Below are 23595 nucleotides of genomic sequence, written 5' to 3'. Positions count from 1 at the left end.
GATCGGGGCGCAAGATTAGGGCGGATGCGGGGCTTCGCCTATGCGGCGCGCGAACCGGTGGCGCCCGGGCGCGCGGCGCGGGACGAACCATCGCCGGGCCTCGCCGCTTGAGAGAGGCACATCACAGCCAAGGGTCGTCCATGTGGTACCTCTACGGTTTCGCCGTGCTGGCAGGCGTCGCCAACGCGGTGCAGTCCGGCTCGAACGCGATGCTCGCCCGCACCTTCGCGCAGCCCTTCGCGGCCGGGCTCGTCGTCTCGACGGTGACGGGCGCCACGCTCCTCACCGTGGGGCTCGTCTCGGGGCGCCTGAGCCTGCCGAGCGCGGACCAAGCCCTGCAGGCGCCCTGGTGGGCCTGGATCGGCGGGGCGCTCGGCGCCCTCGTGGTCCTGTCCCAGCTCTTCGTGGCCCGGCAGATCGGCGCCGCGCCCTATCTCGCGCTCCTCGTCACGGCGGGGGTGATCACCTCGATCCTGCTCGACCATTTCGGCTGGGTCGGCTTCGAGCCGCATCCGGCGGGGCTCTGGCGCGTCCTCGGCGCCGTCCTGATGGTGGCCGGCGTCGCGCTCGTCGCGATGACCTGAGGCGGTGATTCGTCGATTGCCGCGGGTTCCGGTGGCTGCCGGTTAAGATGTCTCCGGCAAAGATCGTCCCGGACCACGGAGACGTGACACATGCGCAGCCTCCTCCTTGCCGGGGCCGCGGCCCTTCTCATCGCGGGCGCCCCGCCGGCCGAGGCCCGGGGCGGCCGGTTCTCCGGCTTCCGGAGCCATCCGCCCCCCTTGCGGGTGGCCGAGCCCGGGCGCGCCCGGCCGGACGGCACCTCCCTCGGCGGCCTTTCCCTGCGCCTCGGGCCGACCCCGGGCCCGCAGGCGGCCCCGGTGGTGGCTCCGCTCCCCGAGCGCCCGGCGGTGGCCGCCGTCACCCCGGTGCCGGTCGCCGCGCCGGTTGCCGCACCTGTCGCGACACCCTTGCCGGTCCGCGAGGCCCGGGCCCGGGAGCCCCATTGCCCGACCGGGCGTCTCGTCGGCGGCAGCCAGGACCCGGCCTCCGGCTTCTGCCTGATCAACTGAGCGCTCCTCCCCCGAAAGTCCAATCGACCCCTGCCTGCACCCGCCCCTAGCCTCGCGCGACGGTTGCGGGAGGCTGGGCATGGAGCAGGGCGGGCGGATCGATCGGGAGGCGGCGCTGGCCGAGGCCATCGCCTCGGAGCTGCACGCCGCCGCGCGCTTCCACGAGCGGGCCGGGAACGACGCCGTCGCCGAGGCGCTCCGGCGCGATGCCGGCCGCCAGGCCCGCGAGGCCGTGACGCTGCGGTTGCAGGCCGAGCCGTCGCCGACCCTCCCGGCCTGAGCCCGCGCCGCGCCTCACCCGTCGAGGGCGAGGAGCGCCGCGTCGCCGCCGGAGGCCGCGATGTTGACCGTCACTGTCTGCTCGGCGGCGAAGCGGGGCAGGTAGTGCGGGCCGCCGGCCTTCGGGCCGGTGCCGGACAGGCCGCAGCCGCCGAAGGGCTGCACGCCGACCACGGCGCCGATCATGTTGCGGTTGACGTAGACGTTGCCGTGGGGAAGCCGCTCCACGACGCGCGCCACGGTGGCCCCGATGCGGGAATGGATGCCGAGCGTCAGGCCGTAGCCCAGGGCCGCGATCCCCTCCAGCACCCGGTCGAGATCGGCCGCCTTGTAGCGGGCGACGTGGAGGATCGGGCCGAAAACCTCCTCGGCGAGATCCGCCGGGCCCCCGATCTCGTAGATCTGCGGCGCGACGAAGGTGCCGCCCGCGGGTGCGAACCCGTCGAGATGGACCCGGGACCGGACCCGCATCCGTGCGGCGTGGGCGTCGAGGCGCCGCTTCGCCGAGGCGTCGATGACGGGACCGACCTGGGTGGCGGGGTCGCGCGGGTCGCCGAGGCGCAGCTCGCGCGCCGCGCCCGCCACCATCGCGATCACCCGGTCGGCCACGTCCGCCTGCACGAGGAGGAGCCGGAGCGCCGAGCAGCGCTGGCCGGCGGAGCGGAAGGCGGAGGCGACGACGTCGTCGGCGACCTGCTCGGGCAGGGCGGTGGCGTCGACGAGCATCGCGTTGATGCCGCCGGTCTCGGCGATGAGGGGGACGATCGGCCCGTCCCGCGCCGCGAGCGCCCGGTTGATCGACTGCGCCGCCCCGGTCGAGCCCGTGAAGGCGACCCCCGCAATGGCGCCATGCGCCGCGAGCCGGGCGCCGACCGCGCCGTCGCCCGGCACGAGCTGGAGCGCGCCCGGCGGGATGCCGGCCCTGTGCAGGAGCCGCACGGCCTCCGCGGCCAGGAGCGGCGTCTGCTCGGCGGGCTTGGCGACGACGGCGTTGCCCGCCATCAGCGCGGCGGCGATCTGGCCGACGAAGATCGCGAGCGGGAAGTTCCAAGGCGAGATCGCGACGAAGACGCCGCGCCCGCGAAGCGAGAGGCAGTTCGACTCGCCCGCGGGGCCGACGAGCGCGCGCGGCCCGTCGAACAGGCGCCGGCCCTCGAGCGCGTAGTAGCGGCAGAAATCCACCGCCTCGCGGATCTCTGAGAGCGCGTCGTCGAGGGTCTTGCCAGCCTCCGCCTGGAGGAGGTGGATCAGGCGTCCGCGCCGCTCCTCGATAAGGTCCGCGGCGCGCTCCAGCGCGGCGGCCCGCTCCGCCCCGGGCGTCGCCGCCCAGGCCCGGGCGGCGCGGGCGGCGGCCTCCATCGCCGCATCGGCCGCCTCCGGGCCGGCCTCGACGACGCGGCCGACGACGGCGCCGTCGATCGGGCTGCGGACGTTGCGGGCGGGACCCGGCTGCTCCGCCCCGTCGAGGATCGGGGCGGCCCGCGCGGGGCCGGCCCCGGCGCGCACGGCGCGCAGCAGGGCCTCGAGCTCGGCGCGGGCGCCGAACTCGACCCCGGCCGCGGCGCGGCGCCCCGGCGCGTGGATCTCCCGCGGCAGGGGCAGGCGCGGGTGGCGCGCGCGCTCGGGCGCGCCGACGCTCGCGGCCGGGCGCCGCAGCAGGGTCTCGACGGGCACGGCCGGGTCGGCGGCGAGCGAGACGAAGGACGAGTTGGCCCCGTTCTCCAGGAGCCGCCGCACGAGGTAGGCGAGGAGGTCGCGGTGGCCGCCGACCGGCGCGTAGGTGCGGCAGGCCGTGCCTGGGCGCGTCGCCAGGAGCCGCCCGTAGAGGGCCTCGCCCATCCCGTGCAGGCGCTGGAACTCGTAGCCCTCGGGGCGGCCGGCCCGCTCCGCGATGCTCGCGACGGTGAGCGCGTTGTGGGTGGCGAATTGCGGGAAGAGATGGGGCCTGTGCGCGAGGAGCCCCTCGGCGGCGGCCATGTAGCTGAGGTCGGTCGTGGCCTTGCGGGTGAAGACGGGGTAGTCGGCCAAGCCCCGCTCCTGCGCCCGCTTCACCTCCGTGTCCCAGTAGGCGCCCTTCACGAGGCGCACCATCAGGCGCCGCCCGAGCCCGCGGGCGAGGTCGGCCACGTGGTCGATCACGGCCAGGCAGCGCTTCTGATAGGCCTGGACCGCGAGGCCGTATCCGTCCCAGCCGGCCAGCGAGGGGTCGGCGAGCACCGAGGCGAAGACCTCGAGGGAGAGTTCGAGCCGGTCGGCCTCCTCGGCATCCACCGTGAAGCAGAGGTCGTGGGCCCGGGCCGCCCGGGCGAGATCGAGGAGGATGGGCACCACCTCGTCCATCACGCGCGCCCGGCCGAGGGGCTCGTAGCGCGGGTGCAGGGCCGAGAGCTTGACCGAGATGCCGGGCCGATCCGGCAGGGGCGCGTCGCCGGCCGACCGGCCGATCGCCGCGATGGCCCCCGCATAGGCCGCGCGGTAGGCCTCGGCGTCGGCGGCCGTGCGGGCGCCCTCGCCCAGCATGTCGAAGGAGTAGCGGTAGGGCCGGCCCTCGGGCGTGGCAGCGCGCCGCAGGGCCGCGCCGATCGTCTCCCCGAGCACGAAATGGCCGCCCATCACCCGCATGCCCTGGCGCGCGGCGGTGCGCAGGGCCGGCAGGCCGATGCGCTTGGCCAGCGCGGCGAGCACCCCCTCCGGCGTCTCGCCGGGCTGGATGATCCGGGCCGAGAGGCCGAGCGCCCAGGCCGAGGCGTTGACGAGGAGCGCCTCCGAGCGGATCGCGTGGTGGGCGAAATCGCCCTGGCCGAGCTTGTCCTCGATCAGCCGGTCGGCGGTGGCGGCGTCCGGCACCCGCAGCAGCGCCTCGGCGAGCACCATCAGGGCGAGGCCCTCGCGGGTCGTGAGGCTGTATTCGCGCAGCATCGCCTCGACGCCGCCGAGGCCCCCGTGCTCCGTCCGGATCGCGCCGACGAGATCCCGGGCGAGGGCGTCGACCCGCCCCTCGGCCGCCGCATCGGGGGAAGGGCCCGCCAGCAGCCCGCGCACGAGAGCCGCGTCGTCCGGCGCGTAGGGCGCGGCGAAGGCGGGGAGGGTGGGCGAGACCGGGAGCGGCATGGTAGCGATCTCGAGCGGGGGCGGCCCGGCGCTCCGCGGCAGGATCCGTGCCGGAAGGCGCTCACCGCACCGGCCGGCGCGGTCGGATCCTAGCACGGGATCGGAGCGGGGCCGTCACTCCGCCTGCGGCGTCTTCCGGTCCTCGTAGGCGCTGTGAGCCGGCTCGCCCTGGTCGCCGGGCTCCGTCGCGCCGGGGGAACTCGCGCCCTCGGAGGGGCCGGTGACCGTCCGGTCCGGGTAGGCGCGGGGGCCGGCGGGGGGCTGGGCCGGATCCTCGCCGGGACCGGGGGTGGTCGGGTCGGGGGCGGTGACGCGGCTCATGGGCCGTCTCCTCGAAGTCGATGCTCCAGGGAGACGGCCGGGCGGCGGGGCGGGTTCCGCCACCCCGCTGGACGTCTGTCAGTTGAGGGCTTGGTGCTCGCGCGTGATGAGCCGGTCAGCGCGGCCAGGAATGCCACCTGGCATCCGGTTCGCTCGGTTGACGGGGTCGATTCCGCGGGGCGTCCACACGCCGGCGACCGGCCGGTGATTGGTGTCCGGGAGGCCCGAACCTGTCAACCGGTCGTGATGCAGGCGCTCCGCAAGACAATCTCCGGGCGAAGATTGGCGGAAAGGCGGCGCATCTCCGGCAAACCGCGGCCGGATGGCGCGGGCCTCATCCATTTGGAGGATGTCTTTCCGGCCGCGCCGCGGCTTCCTCACGCCGCAAGAACGAGGTGTGTCATGCAGCGTGTGAAGAATCAGCCGACCTGGCTCGCCCGGCGCGCCGAGCGCCTGCGCGTGCGCCGCGGCAGCGCCCGCGTGGTGCGCTGGATCGCCTACGCCTCCGGCGCCGAGGGGGCGGAGGCGCCGACGGACGGCGCGACGGCGGCCATTCCGGACGGGAAGGCGCGGGTACCGGAGGCGGGGGATGCGGACGCGTCCGGCAACGTCGTGCGCCTGCGCCCCCGCGCGGCCCGGGGGCCGGCAGAACCCGTCTGAGTGCCGCGGCCGGCCGCACGACGGCCTCTCGCGCGTCGACAGGCTCTTGCGATCCGGCAGGCTCTTGCGCCGCGCCGCAGGATCGCGCACGGGACGGGCATGAAGCAGCTCGAAGCCCTCATCGCCTGGACGCCGGCGCGCTGGGCGGACCTGCGTCCCGAGACGGCGGGGCAGGTCGTCGTCCTGCCCTTCCCCGACACCGAGGGGCGCGCCAAGGGCTTCATGATGAGCGCGGGGGCGAGTTCCTCCGCCCTGCGGGCCTTGTCCGAGGAGCAGCGCATCGCGCGGCTCTTCATCGACTTCAACACGCTGGTGGTGCGCGACGGGCTCGATCCGCAGGCCGTGCACCGGGCCTTCCTCGCCATCGACGAGTATCGCTTCCGGATCGCGCCGGACACCGAGGGCGCCGAGTTCGAGGATCCGCCCGAGGAGGACTGAACTCCGCGGGCACCGGAAACATTCCGCGACAAAATTCAACCCCGGCCGCGGGCCGACACGCCTCGACAGCGGCGGCGGCGCCCTACCTGAGGGCGGGCCAGACCATCGCGCCGGAGGTTTCATGCCAGCGACCCGCCGCACCATCCTCGCCGGGGCCGCGCTGCTGCCCGCCCTGATGCCCGCTGCGCTCCGGGCCGCGGACGGGCCGGGCGAGTTGATCCGGCGGCCGATCCCGTCCTCCGGCGAGCGGCTTCCCGCCATCGGCATCGGCACCTCGCGCCGCTACGAGGTCGAGCCGACGCCCGACAAAATCGCACCCCTGCGGGAGGCGGTGGAGCGCTTCGTGGCGCTCGGCGGCTCGGTCATCGACACGGCGCCGAGCTACGGCACCGCCGAGGACGTCCTCGGCCACATCCTGCAGGGGCCATTGCGCGAGAAGGTGTTCCTGGCGAGCAAGGTCAGCGAGAGCGGGCGCGAGGCCGGCGCGGCCCAGATCGCCCGCTCCTTCGAGCGCCTGCGCACGGACCGGATCGACCTCGTCGCCGTGCACAACCTGATCGACACGGGGGCCAACCTCGCCACCCTGCGCGACCTCAAGGCCCGGGGCCGCATCCGCTACGTCGGCGTCACGGTCTGGCGGGACGGGCAGTTCGACGGCCTCGAGCCGGTGATGCGGGCCGAGCCGCTCGACTTCGTCCAGGTCAACTACGCCATCGACAACCGGGCCGCGGCCGAGCGCGTCCTCCCGCTCGCGGCCGAGCGCGGCATCGCCGTGATGGTCAACGTGCCCTTCGGGCGCGACCGGCTGTTCAAGGCCGTGCAGGGGCGCGAGCTGCCGCCCTGGGCGGCCGAGTTCGACTGCGCGAGCTGGCCGCAATTCTTCCTGAAATACGTCCTCGCGCACCCGGCCGTCACCTGCCCGATCCCGGGCATGGCGAAGGTGTCCTACGTCGAGGACAACCTCGGCGCCGCCCGCGGGCGGCTGCCCGACGCGGCGGCGCGGGCCCGGATGGAGGCCTTCATCGATGCGCTCTGACCTCACCCGCCGCGCGGCCCTCGCCCTCGCGCTCGCCCTCCCGGCCCTTCCGGCCGGCGCCCAGGAGGCGGCAGGGCAGAAGCCCCTGCGCATCGGCATCATCGGCGCGGGCAAGATCGGCGGCACCATCGGCGCGCTCTGGGTCAAGGCGGGGCACGAGGTGATGTTCTCCTCCCGCCACCCGGAGGAGCTGACGGGTCTCGTCGAGGGTCTGGGCGCGCGGGCGAAGGCGGGCACGCCGGCGGAGGCGGTCCGCTTCGGCGAGGCGGTGTTCGTGGCGGTGCCCTACAAGGCCTATCCCCAGCTCCGGGCCGATCTCGGCGAGGCGCTCAAGGGCCGCATCGTGCTCGATGCCGGCAACGCGACCCAGGCCCGGGACGGCGACCTCTACACCGAGGCGCAGGCCAACGGCATCGGGACGACGAGCGCCAAGTACCTCGCCGGGGCCCGTCTGGTCCGGGCCTTCAACGCCGCGAACTACCGGCTCTTCGAGGCGAACGCGAACCGGCCGGCGCCCCGCATGGCGGTGCCGATCGCGGGGGACGACGAGGCGGCGCTGGAGATGGGCCGGCGCCTCGTCTCGGAGGCGGGCTTCGACCCGGTCGTCGTCGGCACGCTGACGGACGCGGACCGGTTCGCGATGGGCTCGCCCGGCTTCGGGCACGTCCTCGGCGCGTCCGAGCTTCGCGCGAAGCTGGGGCTCGCGCCGTGAGGCCTCCCACCGCGGCCCGGCCCGGCCCGCGCCTACGCTCTCCCCGCGGGGCGCGCGGACTCCTCCGGCGCCCCCCCGCCCATGCCTGATTCGCCCTCCGCGGAGCGCGGCCTCCTCGCCCGGCTCGTCGACGTGCGGCCGGGGGAGGGCCGGGCGCTCGCCTGGTCCTGGGCCTACATCTTCTCGATCCTCGCCGCCTACTACGTGCTGCGCCCGATCCGCGACCAGATGGGGGTGGCGGGCGGCATCGAGAACCTGCCCTGGCTGTTCACGGCGACGCTTCTCGGCATGCTCGCCCTCAACCTGCCCTTCGGCTGGCTGGTGAAGAGCCTGCCGCGGGCCCGCTTCGTGCCGCTGACCTACCGGTTCTTCGCCCTCAACATCCTGCTCTTCGCCCTCGCCCTCCACCTCGCCCCGCCGGAGGCCGACCTCTGGATCGGGCGGGCGTTCTTCGTCTGGCTGTCGATCTTCAACCTGTTCGTGGTGTCGATCTTCTGGGCGACCATCGTCGACGTGTTCTCGACGGAGCAGGGCAAGCGCCTGTTCGGCTTCATCGCGGCGGGCGCGACGCTCGGGGCCATCGCGGGCTCGGCCACCACGGCGCTGCTCGCCCGCGCGGTGCCGACCTCCGCGCTCCTCCTCTGCGCGGTCGTCCTCCTGGAGGCCGCCGTGTTCAGCATGCGCGGCCTCGCCCGCCTCTCGGAGCGCCTGCACCACGTTCCCAGGGAGGCGCCCGAGCACGCCCCGATCGGCGGCAGCGCGCTCGCCGGCATCACCCGGACGCTCGCCTCGCCCTACCTCCTCAACATCGGCCTGTTCCTGCTGCTGTTCTCGGTGACCTCGACCTTCCTGTATTTCGAGCAGGCGGGCATCGCGAAGCGCAGCTTCCCCGACCGCGGCGCCCAGACCGCCTTCTTCGCCAGCGTCGACCTGCTCGTGAACGCGCTCACCCTCGGCGTGCAGCTCTTCCTGACGGGGCGGATCGTGCGGGCGCTCGGGATCGGCTGGACGCTGGCCCTGCTCCCGGCGGCGAGCGTCCTCGGCTTCGCCGCGCTCGCCCTCTCGCCGACCATCACGGCGATCGTCGCCTTCCAGGTCTTCCGGCGGGCGGGCAACTTCGCCATCGCCCGGCCGATCCGCGAGGTGCTGTTCACGGTGGTGCCGCGGGAGGACCGCTACAAGGCGAAGGGCTTCATCGACACCGTGGTCTACCGGCTCGGCGATCAGGTCGGCGCGTGGTCCTACGCGGGCATCGCGGCGCTCGGCTTCGGGGCGACGGCGGTGGCGGCGACCGCGGTGCCGCTCTCGCTCGCGTGGCTCCTGAACGGGCTCTGGCTCGGGCGCGCGCAGGAGAAGCGGGCGGACGAGGCGGACGCCGCCCGGCCCGGTTCGCCGGCCTGATTCAGCCCCGCCGCGCCCGCCCGCGTCCGGCCGCCGCGGAACGGGCCGGCACTGGGCACAGGCCGGGACGCGGAGCGGGACCCGCGGCCCGCGAGGCGGCGACGGCCGCCAGGAGCAGGGTGATCGAGGCGGTCAGGGAGGCGGCGAGGGGGCTGCCGCTCAGGTGCTCGGCCCACTGGACGATCGTCATGGCTCAGCCCTCCGAATCCCGTTCCGAAGCGTGGTCCCCGCAGGGTTAACGAGTCGTTAAGGCCGCTCCTCCGGGACGAGCAGGTCGAGCCGGGCGCGGCCCGCCTCTGTGATCTCCCAGATCGCGAAGGTGCCGCCGATATGCGGGCCGGCCTGGGTGCCGATCCATTGCAGGCGCCCGGCGCGCTCCAGCACGCGCAGGCGGGCGTGGTCCCGGGGCCAAGCCCGGTCCGGGCTCTGCTTGATCGAGATGCGGCCCTCCACCGAGATGGCGGCCTTCGTGAGCAGTCGACGCTCGTGGCGCGGCATGAATCCTCCTGTCCGACGTTCTGCGGCGGCCCTGCGGCCGCGCGGCGAGGGCCATCGCCGCCGGCGCGGGGCGATGGCTGAGGAACCGTGCGGCCATCCGCCCGGGAGCGAGAGAGGCCGTTCGGCGCGGTTGGGATGGGCCCGACGCACGAGGGTCGAGGCCCGGGGCATCCGGAGGGATGCGATCGCGCGAACCCTGCTGCGAGGGGTGGACCCGCCGAATCGGCCGGGGCTCCGGAAGCGCGGCCGAAGCTTAACCGCAGGATTGCCACACGCAAGCCAAAGTTGAGACGGTCGATCAAAGCCCGCTCCGGATGCAGGCGCGGGGCGCCCCGCACGCTGCCAAGCCGGCCTCGGGGCACTGGACGCGGGGCCACACCGTCCTGTTTAAGGCGTCTGTTAACCATGATCCGGGGAACCTGCCGCCGGGCTCCGGGGTCACCCCGGAAGCCGTGCGGGCACCGTCGCGCCGCGGCGTCCCATCGGGAGAGGGTGTTTGCAGGGATTGCGACTGAGTCTCGCGGGCTGCCTCGGCCTCCTCGTCGCGGAGGCCGGGCCGGCGCGCGCCGAGCCGCCGCCTCCGGATGGCTCCGCGCAGCCCCTGTTCCTGCGCATCCGGCCGCAGGGGGCTCCCCTCGAGACCGGGGCGGCCGGAGGTGCCGCGCCGCTCTCGGAGGCCGAGACGGCCCGCCGGGCCCTGGCGGCGCGGGAGGCGGTGTGGGAGCGCGCCACGATCCGGGCGCGCATCGCCATCGCCTCGGTCTGCACCGGCTGCCTTCGGCCCGAGGCCGCCCCCGCCGCGCCGGCGCCCGAGCCCGTCCGGGCGGCACCGGAACCCCCGGCCGCAACGCGAACCGCAGAATCGTCCACCGGAGGAGATCCATGACGCAAGCCCATCCGACCACCGGCGCCGAGCCGGACCCGGACTGCCCCGTCTCCCTCGACCGCCTCGGCGAGGTCTACCGGGCCGACGAGTACGACCTGCCCGAGATCCTGGCCGGGATTCCGGCCCCGACCCGGGCGAAGCTCGCCGTCTACCTCTACGGCAAGAGCCACATGCACCAGCTCGGCCTGAAGGTCGCCCGCGCCTGCGAGCGGGACGACCTCGTGCGGGCGGCCGGTGAGATCGGCTCGGTGATCCACGGGCAGGCGCACCTGAAGCCGGCGCGCCCGGCTCCGAGCGAGCCCGCCGCGCGGCCCGGCGCCGCCAAGGCCCCCGCGCCCCGCAAGATCAGCCTCGGCGGCTCGGCCGCCAAGGGGCGCAGCTTCGACGATTGAAGGGCGATCACGCGCCGCGCCGGGCCTTGCGGAACCCCGCGGGCCCGGCGCGGCGCTGGCGGCGGCTGGGACGGAGGCAGGCGGATGTTCGGTGTGTGGTGGAAGCTCGGGATCGACGCCACGATGCTGGCGCTCGAGTCGCAGCAGGTGATCGGCCTGCGCCTCGTCAAGCTCTCCGCCGGCGGCGCCGCCGCGCAGGTCGAGGCGCAGCGGATGGTCAGCGAGAAGATCATGGCCGCGGGCGAGGCCGCGATCCTCGTCGCCACCGGCGGGTCCGCGGCCGGCGTCGTGGCAGGCTACCGCCGCAAGGTCCGGGCGAATGCGCGGCGCCTCGCGAAGGGCTGAGGTCTGCGGCCCGGCCGCACAGTCTCGCCCAATATTGGGAGGCCGGTTGCTCGCAATTCGCCCAACAACCGCCGTTAACCAACCCTTAACCCTGGCTTCGCATCGTCCGGACGGGGCGATGGGAAGAGGGTGGACGATCATGGTCGAGCAGCAGGTGCGCGAGCGCGCCTATTACATCTGGGAAGACGAGGGCCGGGTCTTCGGCCGGGCCGAGGAGCATTGGTTCCGGGCCGAAGCCGAGCTCGGCGCCGCCGGAACGCCGGCCGTCGGCGAGACGAGCGCCGCGGCCAGCGCCGCGGATCGGGCTCCGGCCAAGGCCGCCAAGCCGGCCACGGTCAAGCCCGCCACGGTCAAGCCGGCCACGGCCAAGGCGGATGCCAAGCCCGTCGCCAAGTCCGCCGCCAAGTCCGCCGCCAAGCCGGTCAAGGCCGCTGCGAAGGCCGAGGCGACGGCCGACGGGAAGGCCAAGGAGCCGGCCGGGAAGGCCGCCAAGGCCAAGGCCGCGGCTGATAAGCCCGCCGCCAAACCCGTCGCCGCCAAGCCCGCGGCCGGCCAGAAGGCGGCCAAGGCCGAATCCGTCGCCAAGGCGAAGGCCTCCCGCGCGCCGAGCGCCTCCCTGCACTGAGCCGCCGCGGCACGCCGCGCTTGAAGGGCCCGCCCCCGCCCGGGGGCGGGCCCTTCGCGTTCGAGGCCCGCCGATTCCCGGTCACGGCCGAAACGGGCCATGGGCTCGGCCGTTGTCCGGCAAAGCTTGACTCGCCCGAATCCGCGCATCCGAGAGAGGCGCCCCATGCCCCTTCCGTCCAAAACACCCGCCAAAACACCCGCCAAAACACTGGCGAAGACACTGGCGAAGACACCCGCCGCCCTTCTCCTCGCTCTCCCGCTCGGGGCGGCGCCGGGCGCGGCGGGGGCCGGCCCGCAGGCCGCGCCCTACGGCTACGGCGGCCCCTCCGCCGGGGCGCTTCCCGTGACGGTGGGCGGGCGCGCGCCCTGGAACCGGCCCTGGGAGTACGATTCGGGCAGCGACAACGACCGCCGGCCGGAACTGCCCTACTACCAGCAGGGCCGCGGCCAGCAGACCGGCGGCCCCGCCCGCAACCTGCTGCCCGACGACGGGCTGCACCTGTTCCCGCGCTGAGACGGGGCGGTTCGGCATGCGCGTGAAGGCGGTCATCTTCGACATCGACGGGACGCTCCTCGACAGCGTGGACCTGCATGCGCGGGCCTGGGTCGAGGCGTTCCGGCATTTTGGGGTCGAGACCGAGGAGGCCGCGGTCCGGCGGCAGATCGGCAAGGGCGGCGACCAGCTGATGCCCGTCTTCCTCTCCGAGGCGCAGATCGCGCGCGAGGGCGAGACGATCGAGGCCTACCGCTCGGACCTGTTCAAGCGCGCGTACCTGTCGAAGGTGCGCCCGTTCCCCGGGGTCCGCGCCCTGCTGGAGCGGATCCGTGCCGACGGGCGCCGGGTGGCGCTCGCCTCCTCCGGCAAGAAATCCGAGGTGGAGCGCTACACGGAGATCCTGGGCATCGGCGATCTCGTCGACGTGGCGACGAGCGCGGACGACGCCGACCGCTCGAAGCCGCATCCCGACATCTTCGCGGCCGTGCTGGAGAAGCTGCGGCCGATCGGGGCCCGGGACGCGCTCGCGGTGGGCGACACGCCCTACGACGCCGAGGCCGCCGCCAAGGTGCGCCTCGCGACGATCGGCCTCCTCTGCGGCGGCTTCCCCGAGGCCGACCTCTCGGCGGCCGGCTGCACCGCGATCTACCGCGACCCGCAGGACCTGCTCGACGGCTACGAGAGTTCCCCGCTCGCGCACTGAACGGGGGCCGCGGCCTTCCGCGTCAGGTCCCCGATCGCCATGGGCAGGGGATCTCTTGCCGCCGGAGGCCCGGAGCGCCGCGTCGGCCACCTGCCCCCGGGGCGGCCTGTGGGTTGGTGGGGATGCTGTTGCGGTGATGCGACATCGGTAACGTGCCGGCTACCAATTGCTCCCGAGATGGCTGGCGCGGGGCGCGCAAAGGGTTTAGCGAGCCGCCGCGAAAGCCAGGATCCTTCGAGGACGAGCGCGGAACATGTCTCAGCCGGCCCAGTCGATATCCGAGACGGCACCCACGTCGCTGCAGGAGCAGATCGCCGAGGCGGTCCGCAACCAAGCCGTGCCGATCAGCCAGTTGCTGAGGCTGATGTCGGCCCTCGACGCGGACGAGAGCGCGAACGAGAACCTGCGCCTGCAGCTGCGTGCCCGCATCGGCAGGCCGCTGAGCGCCTGACCGGCGCCGACGGCGTCAGCGCCGCCGGCTCCGCCTCGCCTTGCGCGAGCCGCCCCCGGCCGCCCGCTGCATGCAGGCATTGTAGATCTGCCGCCCGATCGCGTGGGGGCCGAGGCCGGACGGATCGGGCGTCGAGAAGACGCGGGCCCGGGCCTCGTTGCGGCAGGCCGCGTCCTGCGGGCTGCGGATCGGCGGCTCCGCCCGCGCCGCATCCCCGAAGCCGGCCACCCCCAGGATCAGGCCGAGACTGAGCACGACGTGCGGCAGGATGAGGGGAAGGGGCCGGCGGGTCTGGGGCGTGTCGAGCATGGATGTCGATCCTCTGCGGGTTGCGGGGCGTTAGATAGGGCGGTGCCGGGGTGGATTCGCGCCGACGATGAAGCTCTGTCGCGCGGGGAGGCCGGCCGGTTCACCGGGCAGGCGAGAAATCCGGCCGACGGGACGCGCCGGGCGCTCAGGGCAGGAGCCAGAGGCAGGCCGCGGAGCCGCGCACCGCGAGGCACTCGAAGGGGGCGCCGCCGATCATGGCCCGGCGCTCGACCGCGCCGATCGCGTCCCGCGGCACGCGCCGGCAGGCGGGCTGGCTGGCGAGGCGCGCGGCCGCTGCCGCTGCCGCATGGTCGCCCCCGGCGCCCGCCGTCAGGAGACGCAGGGCGACGAGGGAGTCGCAGGCGATGGCCTCGTCCGCCGGCGCCGGCTGGGCCGGGGCGGCTCCCGGCCCGAGGACGCCGAGCCACAGACCGAGCGCCGCCGCGCACCTCCTCCGACCGGCCCGCATGGGAGCACCCCTCCGATATCCCGCCTGCCGCACGAGCTAGGGCTCGGGCGGCCCATGGCGAGCCCGGCCTGGGCGCCGGCTCAGTAGGGATAGAACCCGTAGGGACGATAGAAGGGCCGCGGGCGGTCATAGCCGTAGGGTCGGTAGAAGGGCCGGGGCCGGTAATAGCCGTAGGGTCCGTAGAACCGGCGGCGCCAGTAGGGCCGCGGCGGCCCGTAATAATAGCCGAACTGGGCGGGGATCGCGCCGGCCGCCGCGACGGCGAGACCGGGATCCGGGGCGACGGGCGCGGCCGAGGCGGCCCGAGGGCCCGCGAGGATCGCACCGGCGGCGAGGGCCGATGCGAGGAAGAAGCGCTTGCGCATGCTTGTCTCCAGTCGAACCGGGCGTCCGCGCCGTGGGGCCCGGACGTCGCTCGGAGACGATCGGGGCGGCCCGCTGAATGCCGGCTGAAAGGAGGCCGCGGGCTCAGCGCCGCGGCCGCTCGGCAGCGGGCTTCGCGCGGGGCGCGGCGCCGGCCGCCGGGGTGACGAGCCCCGCGAGGGTCCAGTGGCAGATGCCGGTGCCCTGAAGGCTCAGGCAATCGTAGGCCGTGCCGCCGAGCTCCACGTGGTCGGCGAGGGCCTGGACGCGGTCGCGGCCGACCAGGGCGCAGCCGAGATGATCCGCGCGCTCGTCCGCCAGGATCGCGGCGACGGCGGGGAGTTCGCCGCGGTTCGAGCGCAGGAGAAGCCGCAGATTCGCGAGCGACGGGCACCCGACGAACGGGGCGGCCGCGTGCGAGGGCGGGGCGGGGGCCGCCTTCCGCGCGGCGGGGCTCGCGGATTGCCCGGTTCCCTGCGCCGCAGCGGGCGCCGCCGCGAGAGCGAGGAGGAGCAGGACGGGTACGCGCATGCCGCAGCCTCGGAGCGCCTCGGGACGGGGAGCCCGCGAGCCTATCAGGCGCCCCCGCCCGCCGCCATGCGGCGCGGCCTCAGCCGCCGCGCTTGCGGTAGCGCTTCAGCACCCGCTCCCGCCGCAGCCGGGACAGGCGCTCGATCCAGAAGATGCCGTCGAGCTGGTCGATCTCGTGCTGGTGGCAGGCGGCGCGGAACCCCTTCGCCGCCTCCTCGTGCCAAGCGCCGTCGAGATCCTGGAATCGCAGGCGCAGGCGCGCGGCGCGCTGCACCGTCTCGGCGACGCCCGGCATCAGCACGCTGCCCTCGGTCGCGCTCGCGAGATCCGGCGACACGTCCAGGATCTCCGGGTTCACGAAGGTCTCCGCCTCGGCGCCCGGCTCGAGGCGCAGCACCACGAGGCGCTGCAGGCGGCCGATATGCGGGGCCGTGAGCCCCACGGCCTGGGCCGCGTCGAGGGTGTCGCGCACATCCCGGGCCAGGTCGCGCAAAGCCTCGTCGAAGACACGGACCGGCTCCGCCCGCAGGCGCAGGCGCAGGTCCGGGTAGAAGATCAGCGGTTGTACGGCCAAGGATGTTGTCTCCTGATCATCGCGAGGGGCTCATTCAGCCCTGGATTGTGGAAGATCGGCGCGCAGCCACCGATGGCAGCATCTGAACTGCCGGTCGAGGGACGAATGCTTGCGGGCGCGATGCGAGATCCTGGCGTCTCCCGGCCGATCTTCGGAACGATGCCGGCGGCCGCGGGTTGGTCCGCCAACGTTTCGAGGAGAACTCCATGAAGATCCTTCTGGCCGGCGCCCTCGCCGCCGCATCCATCGCCGCGTCCGTCGCCACCACGGTCCCCGCCTCCGCCCAACGCATCGATATCGGCCCCGGCGGCCCGAGCATCGACCTGCGCTCCCGCGGCCAGCGCGAGCGCGATTTCCGCCGCGAGGAGGCCCGCCGCGACCGCGATTACGACCGCCGCTACTACCGCACCGAGCGGTTCGACGACGATCGCCCGCGCCGCTACGAGCGGCGCGGCTACGGCTACTGATTCGCTGGGCCGCCGAACCCGGTCGATCGGGGAGGGGGTCGGTTTGCCGGCCCCCTTCTTGCGTTGCATCATCACGATCGTGTGTTCGATGCATCGCGCGTGAGGATTCCCACGCCCCGCGTGTTCTTCGGCACCGCCGCCCTCTTGTGCAGATCCACCCGGACCGCTAGGGAAACTTTCGCAGAATTATCGGGAGAAAGTGGCAATGAGCCTTCGTGTTTCCAGCAGCTTCGCGGCCCTCGCCCTGGCGATCGGCGTCCTCTCCGCCCCGGCGGCCTACGCCAAGCCGGTGAGCGGCGCCAGCGCGATCAAGATGATCGACACCGACAACGATGCCACGATCGACATGAAGGAAGTCGAGGCGGTCGCCTCCGCGACTTTCGATCGCCTCGAGAAGGATGCCGACGGCACCCTCGACGCCAAGGAGCTCAAGGGCCGCCTCTCCAAGGCCGGCCTGAAGCAGGCCGACCCGGACAGCGACGGCACGGTCGACAAGAAGGAATATCTCGCGGCCGTGGCCGCGCGCTTCAAGGCCGCCGATCCGGACAATGACGGCACCCTCGATGCCAAGGAGCTGCAGAGCCCGGCCGGCAAGGCGCTGCTGGCGCTGATCAAGTAAGTCCGACCGGAAAATCCGGTTCTCGGCGAGGGCCGCTCCCGTGGGACGGGGGCGGCCTTCTCGCGTTTCGCGGGGTCCGCCGGGAGGGCGTGCTCCGGGGCGTCGCTCCGGGCGGGATCAGTATTCCCACTCTGCCCCGACGCCGACCGCCGTGCGGCCGTCGCTGCCCGCCTCGCCCTGGATCTTCACGCGGCGGGTCACGTCGTAGTCGATGGTGGCGGCGGTGTCGGCGGGCTTGGCACCGGCGCGCACGCCGACGCTGAGGCGGTCGCCGATGTAGCGGGAGGCGCCGAGGGCGGGTCCGCCGCTCGCGCCCGTCGAGACGTCGAGGCTGTCGAGGCCGAGCCCCTTGCGGGCCTGCTCGAACACGTCGACGCCGCCCGCGCCGCCGGAGAGCTGCGCCACCCCTTGAGCGAGCTGCAGGGCCTGGAACGGCGAGAGCTTGGCCGCGGCCTTCTTGAAGAGGAGGCGCGAGAGCACCTCGTCCTGCGGCAGGCTCGGATCCGAGGAAAGGGCGAAGGCGGGCTTGTCTGCCGCCCCCGTCACGACGACGCGGGCGGTGACCTCGGCGGCCTTGGTCTCGGCCACGAAATCGAGGTCGGGCGCGGTCAGCTCGCCCCCGAAGGTGAGGCGTCCGCGGGTGAAGTCGAGGCGCTGGCCGACGATGCTGAGGCGCCCGCGGCGCATCTCGAAGGCGCCGACAGCCTTCGGATCGCGCGAGGAGCCCGTGAGCCGCAAGTCCCCGCCGAGCTCCGCGTCGATGCCGCGCCCGCGCACGAAGATCCGGTTGGGGGCGCTGACCGCCACGTCGAGAGTGGCGTCGAAGGGCGCGGCCGGGCGGCCCTTGCGGCGGGCAGACGGCTTGGCAGCCTCCGCCTTCGAGCCGAGCCGAGCCCGCATCTCGGGGGGCGTGTTGACCCGGCGGATGCCGGGGAGCGGCTGCACGGTGGCGGGCAGACGATCCGGCACCGCGACGTCGATCGAGACCACGTCGACCCGGCCCGAGACCCGCGGGGTGCGCGCGAGCGGCCCGGCGATTGCGAGGTCGAGGCTCGCCACCGCCTGCATGAGCGGGCTCGACACCAGCTCCGCCCGGCTGGCGGAGAGGCGGAGCGAGCCGGGAAAGCCCGCCTCGGGCGCCACCGAGACGCGGCCCTCGCCCCGGAGCGTGCCCCCGTTGCGGGTCGCGGCGGTGAGGCGCTCGAGCACGATCGTGTCGCCGCGGCCGGTGGCGCGGCCCTCGATCCCGGTGAGGCGGATCCCCTGGAGCGGATCGTTGAAGCTGCCCCCCGAGAGCGTCGCCGAACCCTCGACCCGGGGGCCGGCGAGGGTGCCGCCCACGCGGGCGTCGAGGGCGACCCGCCCCCCGACCCGCTGGCCGCCCGCGCTGAGGAGCGAGTTGGCGAGCGCCGCCTCCAGCGTGCCCCGCAGGGACAGGTCGAGGGCGCCGCCCGGCTCGGTCGGCAGGGAGCCGGTGATCGCGGCCTCGACGCCGCGCCCGGCCGAGACCCGGGCATCGAGCCCGGCGCGGCCCTCGGCCAGGGTGCCGCTCGCCCGCGCCTCGATCGGCGGCAGGCCCGCCTTGCGGGTCTCCGGCGTGACGAGGCGGGCGAGGCTGAGGCTGTAGCGCCCCTGCGGACGGGCGGCGGGACCGTGCAGTTCCGCCTCGCCGTCGAGGGTGCCGGCGAGCGCGAGGCTCGGGCTCGCGATCCGGGCGAGGGAGAGGGGCAGGGCCCGCAGGGCCAGCCGGAGGTCGAGGTCCCGGCCGACGCGCCCCGAGAGGTCGAGGCGCCCGCTGCCCGCCGCGACCGCGAGATTCTCGATGCGGACCGCGTCGGGCTCGACGATGAGGGAGGCGGGACCCGCCAGAGCCAGCCGGTCGGTGCCGCGCGCGGCCACGAGACGGGCGAGGTCGAGGCGCGGGTGCTCGGCGGCGACGAGCCGGGCGGCGCCGTCGAGGTCGAAGCCGCGGGCCTTGGCCCTCAGGGTCAGGTCGCTCGCCGCCGGGCCGCCCGTGGCGGCGAGGCGCAGGGTGTCCAGGGTCTCCGCGCCCGCCACGAGCCGGTCCGCCTCGAGCCGGCCGTCGAGGACGGGACGGCCGAGGAGGTCGCGGCCCTTCAGGTCCGTGTCGAGGCGGGCGAGGCCGAGGGCGCCGGCCTTCAGCGAGGCGGCGGTGGCGCGCAGGGCCGCGTCCTGGCGCCCGCCGTCCCGGGCGAGCGTCAGGCTCGCCTCGAGGCTGCCGGCGAGCGGGGTGAGGGCGAGGGCCGAGAGATCGTCGAGATTGCCCGCCCGCGCGGTGAGCGCGCCCTCCGCGAGCCAGGTCGCGGCGTCGAGGGCGGCCCGTCCCTCGACCGCGACGGAGCCGAGCCGGAAGGCGAGGTGCGCGAGCGACCATGCCTGCGGGGCGGGCCGGCCGAACCGGGCCTCGCCGGTGAGCGCCTTGCCGGCGACCTCGCCCGAGAGGCGGACAGTCCCGTCGAGCGCCCCCGTCAGGTCCGCGAGCACCGCTTCCGCGCGCAGGTTGCGCAGCGGGCGCCCCTGCGCCGACGCCTCGGGCGCGGCGAGGCTCGCCGCGAGGTTCGGCGTCTCCAGGCTGCCGGTCAGCTGCCCGTCGAGCCGGGCGGCGCCCGCGAGCCTGGGGTCGAGGGCCGCGAGGTCGGGGAGGTCGAGCCCGAGGCGGGCATCGGCGATGCGGGCGGTGGCGCGCCCGTCGAGCCGGGCGGCGAGGGCCGCCCCGTCGAGACGCAGGCCCGTGAAGGCGTAGCCGTCGTAGACTTGGTCGACGCGCCCCGCGAGGCGGGGACGGGGCCCGAACAGACGGTCGAGGGCGGGCTCGCCGAGGATCAGGTTCTCGGCGGCCAGCGAGAGATCGGCACCGATCCGGCGCCGGGCCGGATCGCCACTCAGGGTGGCATCGGCCACGAGGCTCCCCGTGAGGGGCCGGCCCGCGAGCCCGGAGAAGGCGGAGATGTCGGGGAAGCGCGCCTCGGCCCGGCCGGTGAGCGTGTTCTGGCCGATCCGGCCCGCATAGGTGGCCCGCAGGGCCGGCCCGTCGAGGCGCAGCGTCTCGACGCTCACCGTGGCGTCGGGTTCGAGGTGGCCGCGCAGGCTCAAGGAGGCCGCGCCGCCGATCGCCCGCCGCAGGGCCGGCTCGGCGGGCTCGAGCCCCTCGACACGGGCATCGGCCGCCAGAGCGAAGCGGGCGGTCCTGAGGTCGGCGCCCTCGGGGACGGCGCGCAGGCTCGCCTCGACGCGGGCCAGCGCGCTGTCCCGGGTGCGCAGGCCGGCCGCCTTCAGCGATCCCTCGATGCGGGGGCGGGCGAGGGGGCCTCTCAGGCTCGCATCGAAGACGAGGGATTCGAGTTCCGCCGCGCCCGCCCGGGTGAGGCCGCCCTCATTCGGCACGGCGCGGGCGGAGAGGGTGAGATCGGCCTCGCGGGCGGCGCTCAGGGTACCGCGTGCGTCGAGGCGGGCGGTGCGGGAGGTCAGTTCCAGGCGGTCGAGGCTCAGCGCTCCGCCATCGGCGAGCCGCAGCCCACCCTCGAGCCTCGTCGTGCCCGCGAACACCGCGGCGGCGGGGCCGGGGAGCAGGCCCTCGATGCGCGAGGCGAGGTCGAGGCTGAGGCGGCGCTCGGCGCCGGTGCGGGCGATGCGGGCCGTGCCCTTCGCGCCGACGCTCTCGCCGGCGTCGAGGTCGAGCCGCGCGTTCCAGGCGTCGAGGCTGCCGCGCCCGTCGAGGTCGAGCCGGATCGGCGCCTCGCCCGGCACGCCGAGTCCCTTCGAGAGCAGGCCGCCGGCGGCCTCGGTGAGCGAGGCCGTGACGTCGAGCCGCTCGCCCTTCGGCACGAACAGGAGCCGGGCGGCGAAGGCGCCCGGCGCGTCGAGGCGGCGGATGGCGAGATCGAGGTCGAGCCCCTCCGCCGGGGCGCCGAGCTTCGCCTTGCCGGCGGCCGAGAGCCGGGCGGACTGGCCGGCGATGGGCTCGCCGAGGACGAGCTCCGTCAGCTTGAAGCCCTTGATCTCGACCTTGACGGGCAGGTCGGGCAGCAGCGAGCCGTCGGGCTCCGGCGTTGCCGAGGCGGGGGCGGGGAGCGGCCGGCGCAGCACCTCCAGGCGCCCGACCTCGAGGCTGTCGACCTCGAGCCTCCCCGACAGGAGGGCGACGCGCCGCCAGACGATGCGGGCCCGGTCGAGCCGCAGCCAGACCCCGTCGCGGTCGCTGATCGCGACGTCGCGGATGACGGCGTCGGAGGAGAGCGCCCCGTCGACGCCGCCGATCGCGACGCGGGAGGAGGGGGTCGAGAGCGCCCGCGACAGAAGCCCGCCGAGCACCGTCTTCTCGCCTTCCTCCGCGGCCCGCCCGAGCCCGGCCGCGGCGATGACGAGGAGGCAGAGGGCGAGGGCCAGAACGCGGGCCGCCTCTCCCGAACGAGAGAGGGGGCCGGTCGCGGCTCTCATGCGGCGGAGCATTGTCCGCATCAGAACGCCTGCCCCAGGCTGATGTACAGGGCGGCCGGCGGGTTGCGGTCGCCCTTGATGCGGTCGAGGGGGAAGGCGAGGTCGACGCGGATGGGGCCGATGCCCGTGTAGTAGCGCAGGCCGATGCCGGCCGCGGTGCGGATGCGCTCGTCGAAATCGGGCAAGCTGCCGGCATAGGCCGTGCCCGCATCGAGGAAGGGCACGATGCCGATCGTGTCGGTGACCTTGATGCGGGCCTCCAGCGACGCCTCCAGGAGGCTGCGCCCGCCCACCGGCAGGCCGAAGGGGCCGCGGGGGCCGAGCGTCCGGTAGGCGTAGCCGCGCACCGAGCCGCCGCCGCCCGCGAAGAAGCGGATATTGGCCGGGATCTCGTCGAGCCGCGCGCCCGAGATCGAGCCGAAGCCGAGGCGGGCCGCGAGCACCGTGTTCGCCTCGTCGTCGAGGGCGAGATAGGCCGAGCCCTGCGCCTTCGCGACGAAGATGCCCGGATCCGAGCCGAGGAAGCTCGGGTAGGGGGTGGCCGAGGCCGTGACCCGGAACCCCTCGGTCGGGTCGAGCAGATTGTCGGTCGAGTCGTAGGAGACGGAGACGGGCAGTCCGACGAGGCGATAGTCGATCGTGCCGAGCGCGTCCTGCGAGCGGCCGACCTGCCCGTCGAGACCGACCTGCGCGAAGGCCGTGTCGGAGAAGCGGTAGCGCAGGCCCAGCGTGCCGCCGGCCGCGTCGACGACGTAGCTCTGCTGCGCCTCCCGTCCCCCGAACAGGTTGGCGACGAGGTCGGTGCGGGTGCCCCAGAGGGCGGGCTTCACGAGAGTGGCCGAGAGGCGGCCGCCGAGACCGTTCGAGTCGATCCCGGCGAGCTTGCGCTGGCGGGCGTAGAGGTCGTTGCCGAGATAGTTGATGTCGGCGTCGATCCGCAGCGTCTCGCCCCCGCCGAACAGGTTGCGGTTGGCGTAATAGGCGCGCAGGCCCGGGCCGTCGACGGTGGAGTAGCGGGCGGACACGCCGATCAGGTTGCGCTCGCGCTCCGTCACCTCGACGAAGACGGGCAGGTTGCCCTGCGCGTCGAGGCGCTCGCCCTCGCGCACCCGCACGGACCCGAGGCCCTCGACCTTGGCGACCGAGCGGCGCATGTCGGCGAGCGCCTTCGGGGAATACGGGTCGCCCGGCTCCGCGTAGACGAAGGAGCGCACCACCGCCGGGTCGATCTCCTCCGTCCCGCCGACCGCCACCTCGCCGAGGCGGGCGAGCGGGCCGGGATCGAGCGTGAAGGTCACGTCCATGACGTGGGCCGCGTCGTCTACCACCGGATCGCGGGAGATCACCTTGGCGAAGGGGTGGCCAAGGGAGCGGAAGCGGTCGACGAGGCGGGCCTCGCGGGCGAGAACGGTGGCGGAGCGGGCCGGCACCTCCGCGTCGACGCGGGTGAAACGCTCCGGCAGCAGCGCCTCGGGGAAGGGCGCCCCGCGCGGGTCCCGCACGGTGACCGAGCGCAGCGTGTAGAGGGGGCCCGTGTCGACCGCGACCTTGACCGGCACCAGCGACCGGCCGCGCCCGGCCTCGGCGGCCCGGGCAGCGGCGGCGACGGCGGATTCGGAGCCGATCGCCACGCCGTCGACGCGGATCGCGACCCGGCCCGCGTAGTAGCCGTAGCCGGACAAGGCCTCGGGCAGGCGGCGCAGATCGGCTTCCGCCCGGCGCACGAGGCCCTCGCCGTCCGGGGGCGGCTCCCGGCGCAGGCGGTGCAGGGCGGAGGTGTCCTGCAGGGCCTTGAGGAGATCGTCGTCGTCCGTGCCGGCGATGCGCAGGCCGTAGGGCAGGGCGGTCGCGCTCGGGGCGAGGGGCTCCTCCTCGGAGCCGAACAGGCCGAACGGGTCGAAGGCCGCGGCGGGCGGGGCGGCGGCGAGAAGGAGCCCGGCGGCGAGCCAGAACCCGTGCAGGCTCGACGATGCGGACGAACGGCCCCGCTTCGGGGTCACAGGAACCACGCGCCGACGCGTCTCCCTCAGGCCCGTTCGCGAGGTGCGAAGGCCGGAGAAGCCTGCCGGAGATTCGTGAAGGCGCCGGTCCGCGTCATCTCAAAGCCCCCGCTCTGACGCCTGTGCGCGGAGGGCGGGGCAGCCGGGTGGTTCCCGTATCCGGCCCCTGGAGGAGCCGTGCCCGCGCTGCCGCGCTCGATGGGCACGAGCCTAGCGGCCGGCTCCCGGTGGCGCAACCTGTGGGCCCGGGACGCATGGCATCACGGGTGCGTGAGGCTCCTCCGCGGACCCGGCGGCGAGGCCGAGCCTCGGCGCCCGGGTCCGCGTGCGCCGCGGCACAGGAGGGCCGCGGGCGGTCTTGCCGCGATGGGCCCCT

General features: G+C 74.8%; 28 protein-coding genes. 17 read left to right on the top strand and 11 right to left on the bottom strand.

Features of this window, described 5'->3' with window-relative positions; all coding sequences use genetic code 11:
- The first annotated feature begins 140 nt into the window (after positions 1 to 140).
- The 3 genes from J2X36_RS24440 to J2X36_RS24430 all read left to right on the top strand — a co-directional run bounded on the left by J2X36_RS24440 (position 141) and on the right by J2X36_RS24430 (position 1353).
- On the top strand, positions 141 to 584 hold the full coding sequence (locus J2X36_RS24440) for a DMT family transporter (protein WP_132255872.1): 444 nt from the start codon (positions 141 to 143) through the stop codon (positions 582 to 584).
- Between the two features lie 90 nt (positions 585 to 674).
- A complete protein-coding gene (locus J2X36_RS24435; protein ID WP_310354529.1) occupies positions 675 to 1073 on the top strand; it encodes a hypothetical protein in 399 nt (132 codons plus the stop codon).
- Between the two features lie 79 nt (positions 1074 to 1152).
- On the top strand, positions 1153 to 1353 hold the full coding sequence (locus tag J2X36_RS24430; RefSeq protein WP_132255874.1) for a hypothetical protein: 201 nt from the start codon (positions 1153 to 1155) through the stop codon (positions 1351 to 1353).
- A gap of 14 nt (positions 1354 to 1367) precedes the next feature.
- Here J2X36_RS24430 and putA read toward each other — a convergent pair whose 3' ends face one another.
- Together putA and J2X36_RS24420 are read right to left on the bottom strand one after the other, a co-directional pair.
- Positions 1368 to 4463, bottom strand: a complete 3096-nt coding sequence (gene putA, locus J2X36_RS24425) for a bifunctional proline dehydrogenase/L-glutamate gamma-semialdehyde dehydrogenase PutA (protein WP_310354527.1) — start codon at positions 4461 to 4463, stop codon at positions 1368 to 1370.
- A gap of 114 nt (positions 4464 to 4577) precedes the next feature.
- On the bottom strand, positions 4578 to 4784 hold the full coding sequence (locus J2X36_RS24420) for a hypothetical protein (RefSeq protein ID WP_132257140.1): 207 nt from the start codon (positions 4782 to 4784) through the stop codon (positions 4578 to 4580).
- A gap of 402 nt (positions 4785 to 5186) precedes the next feature.
- Between J2X36_RS24420 and J2X36_RS24415 the strand changes: the two genes are divergently transcribed.
- The 5 genes from J2X36_RS24415 to J2X36_RS24395 all read left to right on the top strand — a co-directional run bounded on the left by J2X36_RS24415 (position 5187) and on the right by J2X36_RS24395 (position 9031).
- Positions 5187 to 5444, top strand: a complete 258-nt coding sequence (locus tag J2X36_RS24415) for a hypothetical protein (RefSeq protein ID WP_310354525.1) — start codon at positions 5187 to 5189, stop codon at positions 5442 to 5444.
- Between the two features lie 99 nt (positions 5445 to 5543).
- Entirely contained in the window at positions 5544 to 5882 is a 339-nt protein-coding gene (locus tag J2X36_RS24410; RefSeq protein ID WP_310354524.1) for a hypothetical protein, read from the top strand.
- 121 nt (positions 5883 to 6003) lie between these two features.
- Positions 6004 to 6918, top strand: coding sequence for an aldo/keto reductase (locus tag J2X36_RS24405; protein ID WP_310354522.1), 915 nt, complete (start codon positions 6004 to 6006; stop codon positions 6916 to 6918).
- On the top strand, positions 6908 to 7630 hold the full coding sequence (locus J2X36_RS24400) for an NADPH-dependent F420 reductase (protein ID WP_132256461.1): 723 nt from the start codon (positions 6908 to 6910) through the stop codon (positions 7628 to 7630). The genes J2X36_RS24405 and J2X36_RS24400 overlap by 11 nt, the downstream gene beginning before the upstream one ends.
- A gap of 81 nt (positions 7631 to 7711) precedes the next feature.
- Complete coding sequence (locus J2X36_RS24395; RefSeq protein ID WP_310354520.1) at positions 7712 to 9031, top strand: MFS transporter; 1320 nt, start codon at positions 7712 to 7714, stop codon at positions 9029 to 9031.
- A gap of 1 nt (position 9032) precedes the next feature.
- Here the strand turns inward: J2X36_RS24395 and J2X36_RS24390 are convergent, their stop codons facing one another.
- Positions 9033 to 9221, bottom strand: coding sequence for a hypothetical protein (locus J2X36_RS24390; RefSeq protein ID WP_310354519.1), 189 nt, complete (start codon positions 9219 to 9221; stop codon positions 9033 to 9035).
- Between the two features lie 56 nt (positions 9222 to 9277).
- Positions 9278 to 9529, bottom strand: coding sequence for a hypothetical protein (locus tag J2X36_RS24385; protein WP_132256469.1), 252 nt, complete (start codon positions 9527 to 9529; stop codon positions 9278 to 9280).
- A gap of 496 nt (positions 9530 to 10025) precedes the next feature.
- On the opposite strand from J2X36_RS24385, the gene J2X36_RS24380 reads away from it, so the two are divergent.
- From J2X36_RS24380 to J2X36_RS24350, 7 genes are all read left to right on the top strand, one after another.
- On the top strand, positions 10026 to 10415 hold the full coding sequence (locus J2X36_RS24380; protein WP_310354517.1) for a hypothetical protein: 390 nt from the start codon (positions 10026 to 10028) through the stop codon (positions 10413 to 10415).
- A complete protein-coding gene (locus tag J2X36_RS24375; RefSeq protein ID WP_132256474.1) occupies positions 10412 to 10807 on the top strand; it encodes a hypothetical protein in 396 nt (131 codons plus the stop codon). Before J2X36_RS24380 ends, J2X36_RS24375 begins: the two co-directional genes overlap by 4 nt.
- Positions 10808 to 10891: 84 nt before the next feature.
- The gene (locus tag J2X36_RS24370) at positions 10892 to 11152 is read left to right on the top strand and encodes a hypothetical protein (RefSeq protein WP_132256476.1); all 261 of its coding nucleotides are present in this window, start codon (positions 10892 to 10894) and stop codon (positions 11150 to 11152) included.
- Positions 11153 to 11291: 139 nt separating this feature from the next.
- Complete coding sequence (locus J2X36_RS24365) at positions 11292 to 11777, top strand: DUF2934 domain-containing protein (RefSeq protein WP_310354515.1); 486 nt, start codon at positions 11292 to 11294, stop codon at positions 11775 to 11777.
- Positions 11778 to 11987: 210 nt separating this feature from the next.
- Positions 11988 to 12293, top strand: a complete 306-nt coding sequence (locus tag J2X36_RS24360) for a hypothetical protein (RefSeq protein WP_405029851.1) — start codon at positions 11988 to 11990, stop codon at positions 12291 to 12293.
- A gap of 16 nt (positions 12294 to 12309) precedes the next feature.
- Complete coding sequence (locus J2X36_RS24355; protein ID WP_310354512.1) at positions 12310 to 12978, top strand: HAD family hydrolase; 669 nt, start codon at positions 12310 to 12312, stop codon at positions 12976 to 12978.
- Positions 12979 to 13231: 253 nt separating this feature from the next.
- Positions 13232 to 13429 (top strand): hypothetical protein, encoded by a 198-nt coding sequence (locus J2X36_RS24350; RefSeq protein WP_132256481.1) that lies wholly within the window; start codon positions 13232 to 13234, stop codon positions 13427 to 13429.
- A 15-nt stretch (positions 13430 to 13444) separates the two neighbouring features.
- Here the strand turns inward: J2X36_RS24350 and J2X36_RS24345 are convergent, their stop codons facing one another.
- The 5 genes from J2X36_RS24345 to J2X36_RS24325 form a co-directional block, all read right to left on the bottom strand.
- The gene (locus tag J2X36_RS24345; RefSeq protein ID WP_245516733.1) at positions 13445 to 13738 is read right to left on the bottom strand and encodes a hypothetical protein; all 294 of its coding nucleotides are present in this window, start codon (positions 13736 to 13738) and stop codon (positions 13445 to 13447) included.
- Between the two features lie 145 nt (positions 13739 to 13883).
- Positions 13884 to 14207 carry a hypothetical protein gene (locus J2X36_RS24340; RefSeq protein WP_132256483.1) on the bottom strand — a complete coding sequence of 108 codons (324 nt, stop codon included), beginning with the start codon at positions 14205 to 14207 and terminating at the stop codon, positions 13884 to 13886.
- Between the two features lie 80 nt (positions 14208 to 14287).
- A complete protein-coding gene (locus J2X36_RS24335) occupies positions 14288 to 14572 on the bottom strand; it encodes a hypothetical protein (protein ID WP_310354509.1) in 285 nt (94 codons plus the stop codon).
- 103 nt (positions 14573 to 14675) lie between these two features.
- Positions 14676 to 15101 carry a hypothetical protein gene (locus J2X36_RS24330; RefSeq protein ID WP_310354506.1) on the bottom strand — a complete coding sequence of 142 codons (426 nt, stop codon included), beginning with the start codon at positions 15099 to 15101 and terminating at the stop codon, positions 14676 to 14678.
- 79 nt (positions 15102 to 15180) lie between these two features.
- Positions 15181 to 15675, bottom strand: coding sequence for a peptide deformylase (locus tag J2X36_RS24325; protein WP_310354505.1), 495 nt, complete (start codon positions 15673 to 15675; stop codon positions 15181 to 15183).
- A gap of 206 nt (positions 15676 to 15881) precedes the next feature.
- On the opposite strand from J2X36_RS24325, the gene J2X36_RS24320 reads away from it, so the two are divergent.
- Together J2X36_RS24320 and J2X36_RS24315 are read left to right on the top strand one after the other, a co-directional pair.
- A complete protein-coding gene (locus J2X36_RS24320) occupies positions 15882 to 16142 on the top strand; it encodes a hypothetical protein (protein WP_132254402.1) in 261 nt (86 codons plus the stop codon).
- A 205-nt stretch (positions 16143 to 16347) separates the two neighbouring features.
- A complete protein-coding gene (locus J2X36_RS24315) occupies positions 16348 to 16761 on the top strand; it encodes an EF-hand domain-containing protein (protein WP_310354503.1) in 414 nt (137 codons plus the stop codon).
- Positions 16762 to 16878: 117 nt separating this feature from the next.
- Here J2X36_RS24315 and J2X36_RS24310 read toward each other — a convergent pair whose 3' ends face one another.
- Both J2X36_RS24310 and J2X36_RS24305 read right to left on the bottom strand, forming a co-directional pair.
- Positions 16879 to 21219 (bottom strand): translocation/assembly module TamB domain-containing protein, encoded by a 4341-nt coding sequence (locus tag J2X36_RS24310; protein ID WP_310354501.1) that lies wholly within the window; start codon positions 21217 to 21219, stop codon positions 16879 to 16881.
- A 20-nt stretch (positions 21220 to 21239) separates the two neighbouring features.
- Positions 21240 to 23180, bottom strand: a complete 1941-nt coding sequence (locus J2X36_RS24305; RefSeq protein WP_310354546.1) for an autotransporter assembly complex family protein — start codon at positions 23178 to 23180, stop codon at positions 21240 to 21242.
- Positions 23181 to 23595: the final 415 nt, after the last annotated feature.

This window comes from Methylobacterium sp. BE186 (assembly GCF_031457035.1).
In the GTDB taxonomy this organism is placed as follows: domain Bacteria; phylum Pseudomonadota; class Alphaproteobacteria; order Rhizobiales; family Beijerinckiaceae; genus Methylobacterium; species Methylobacterium segetis.
Note: the sequence above shows the minus strand (reverse complement) of the source record. Positions and strands in the feature narration are given on the sequence as shown.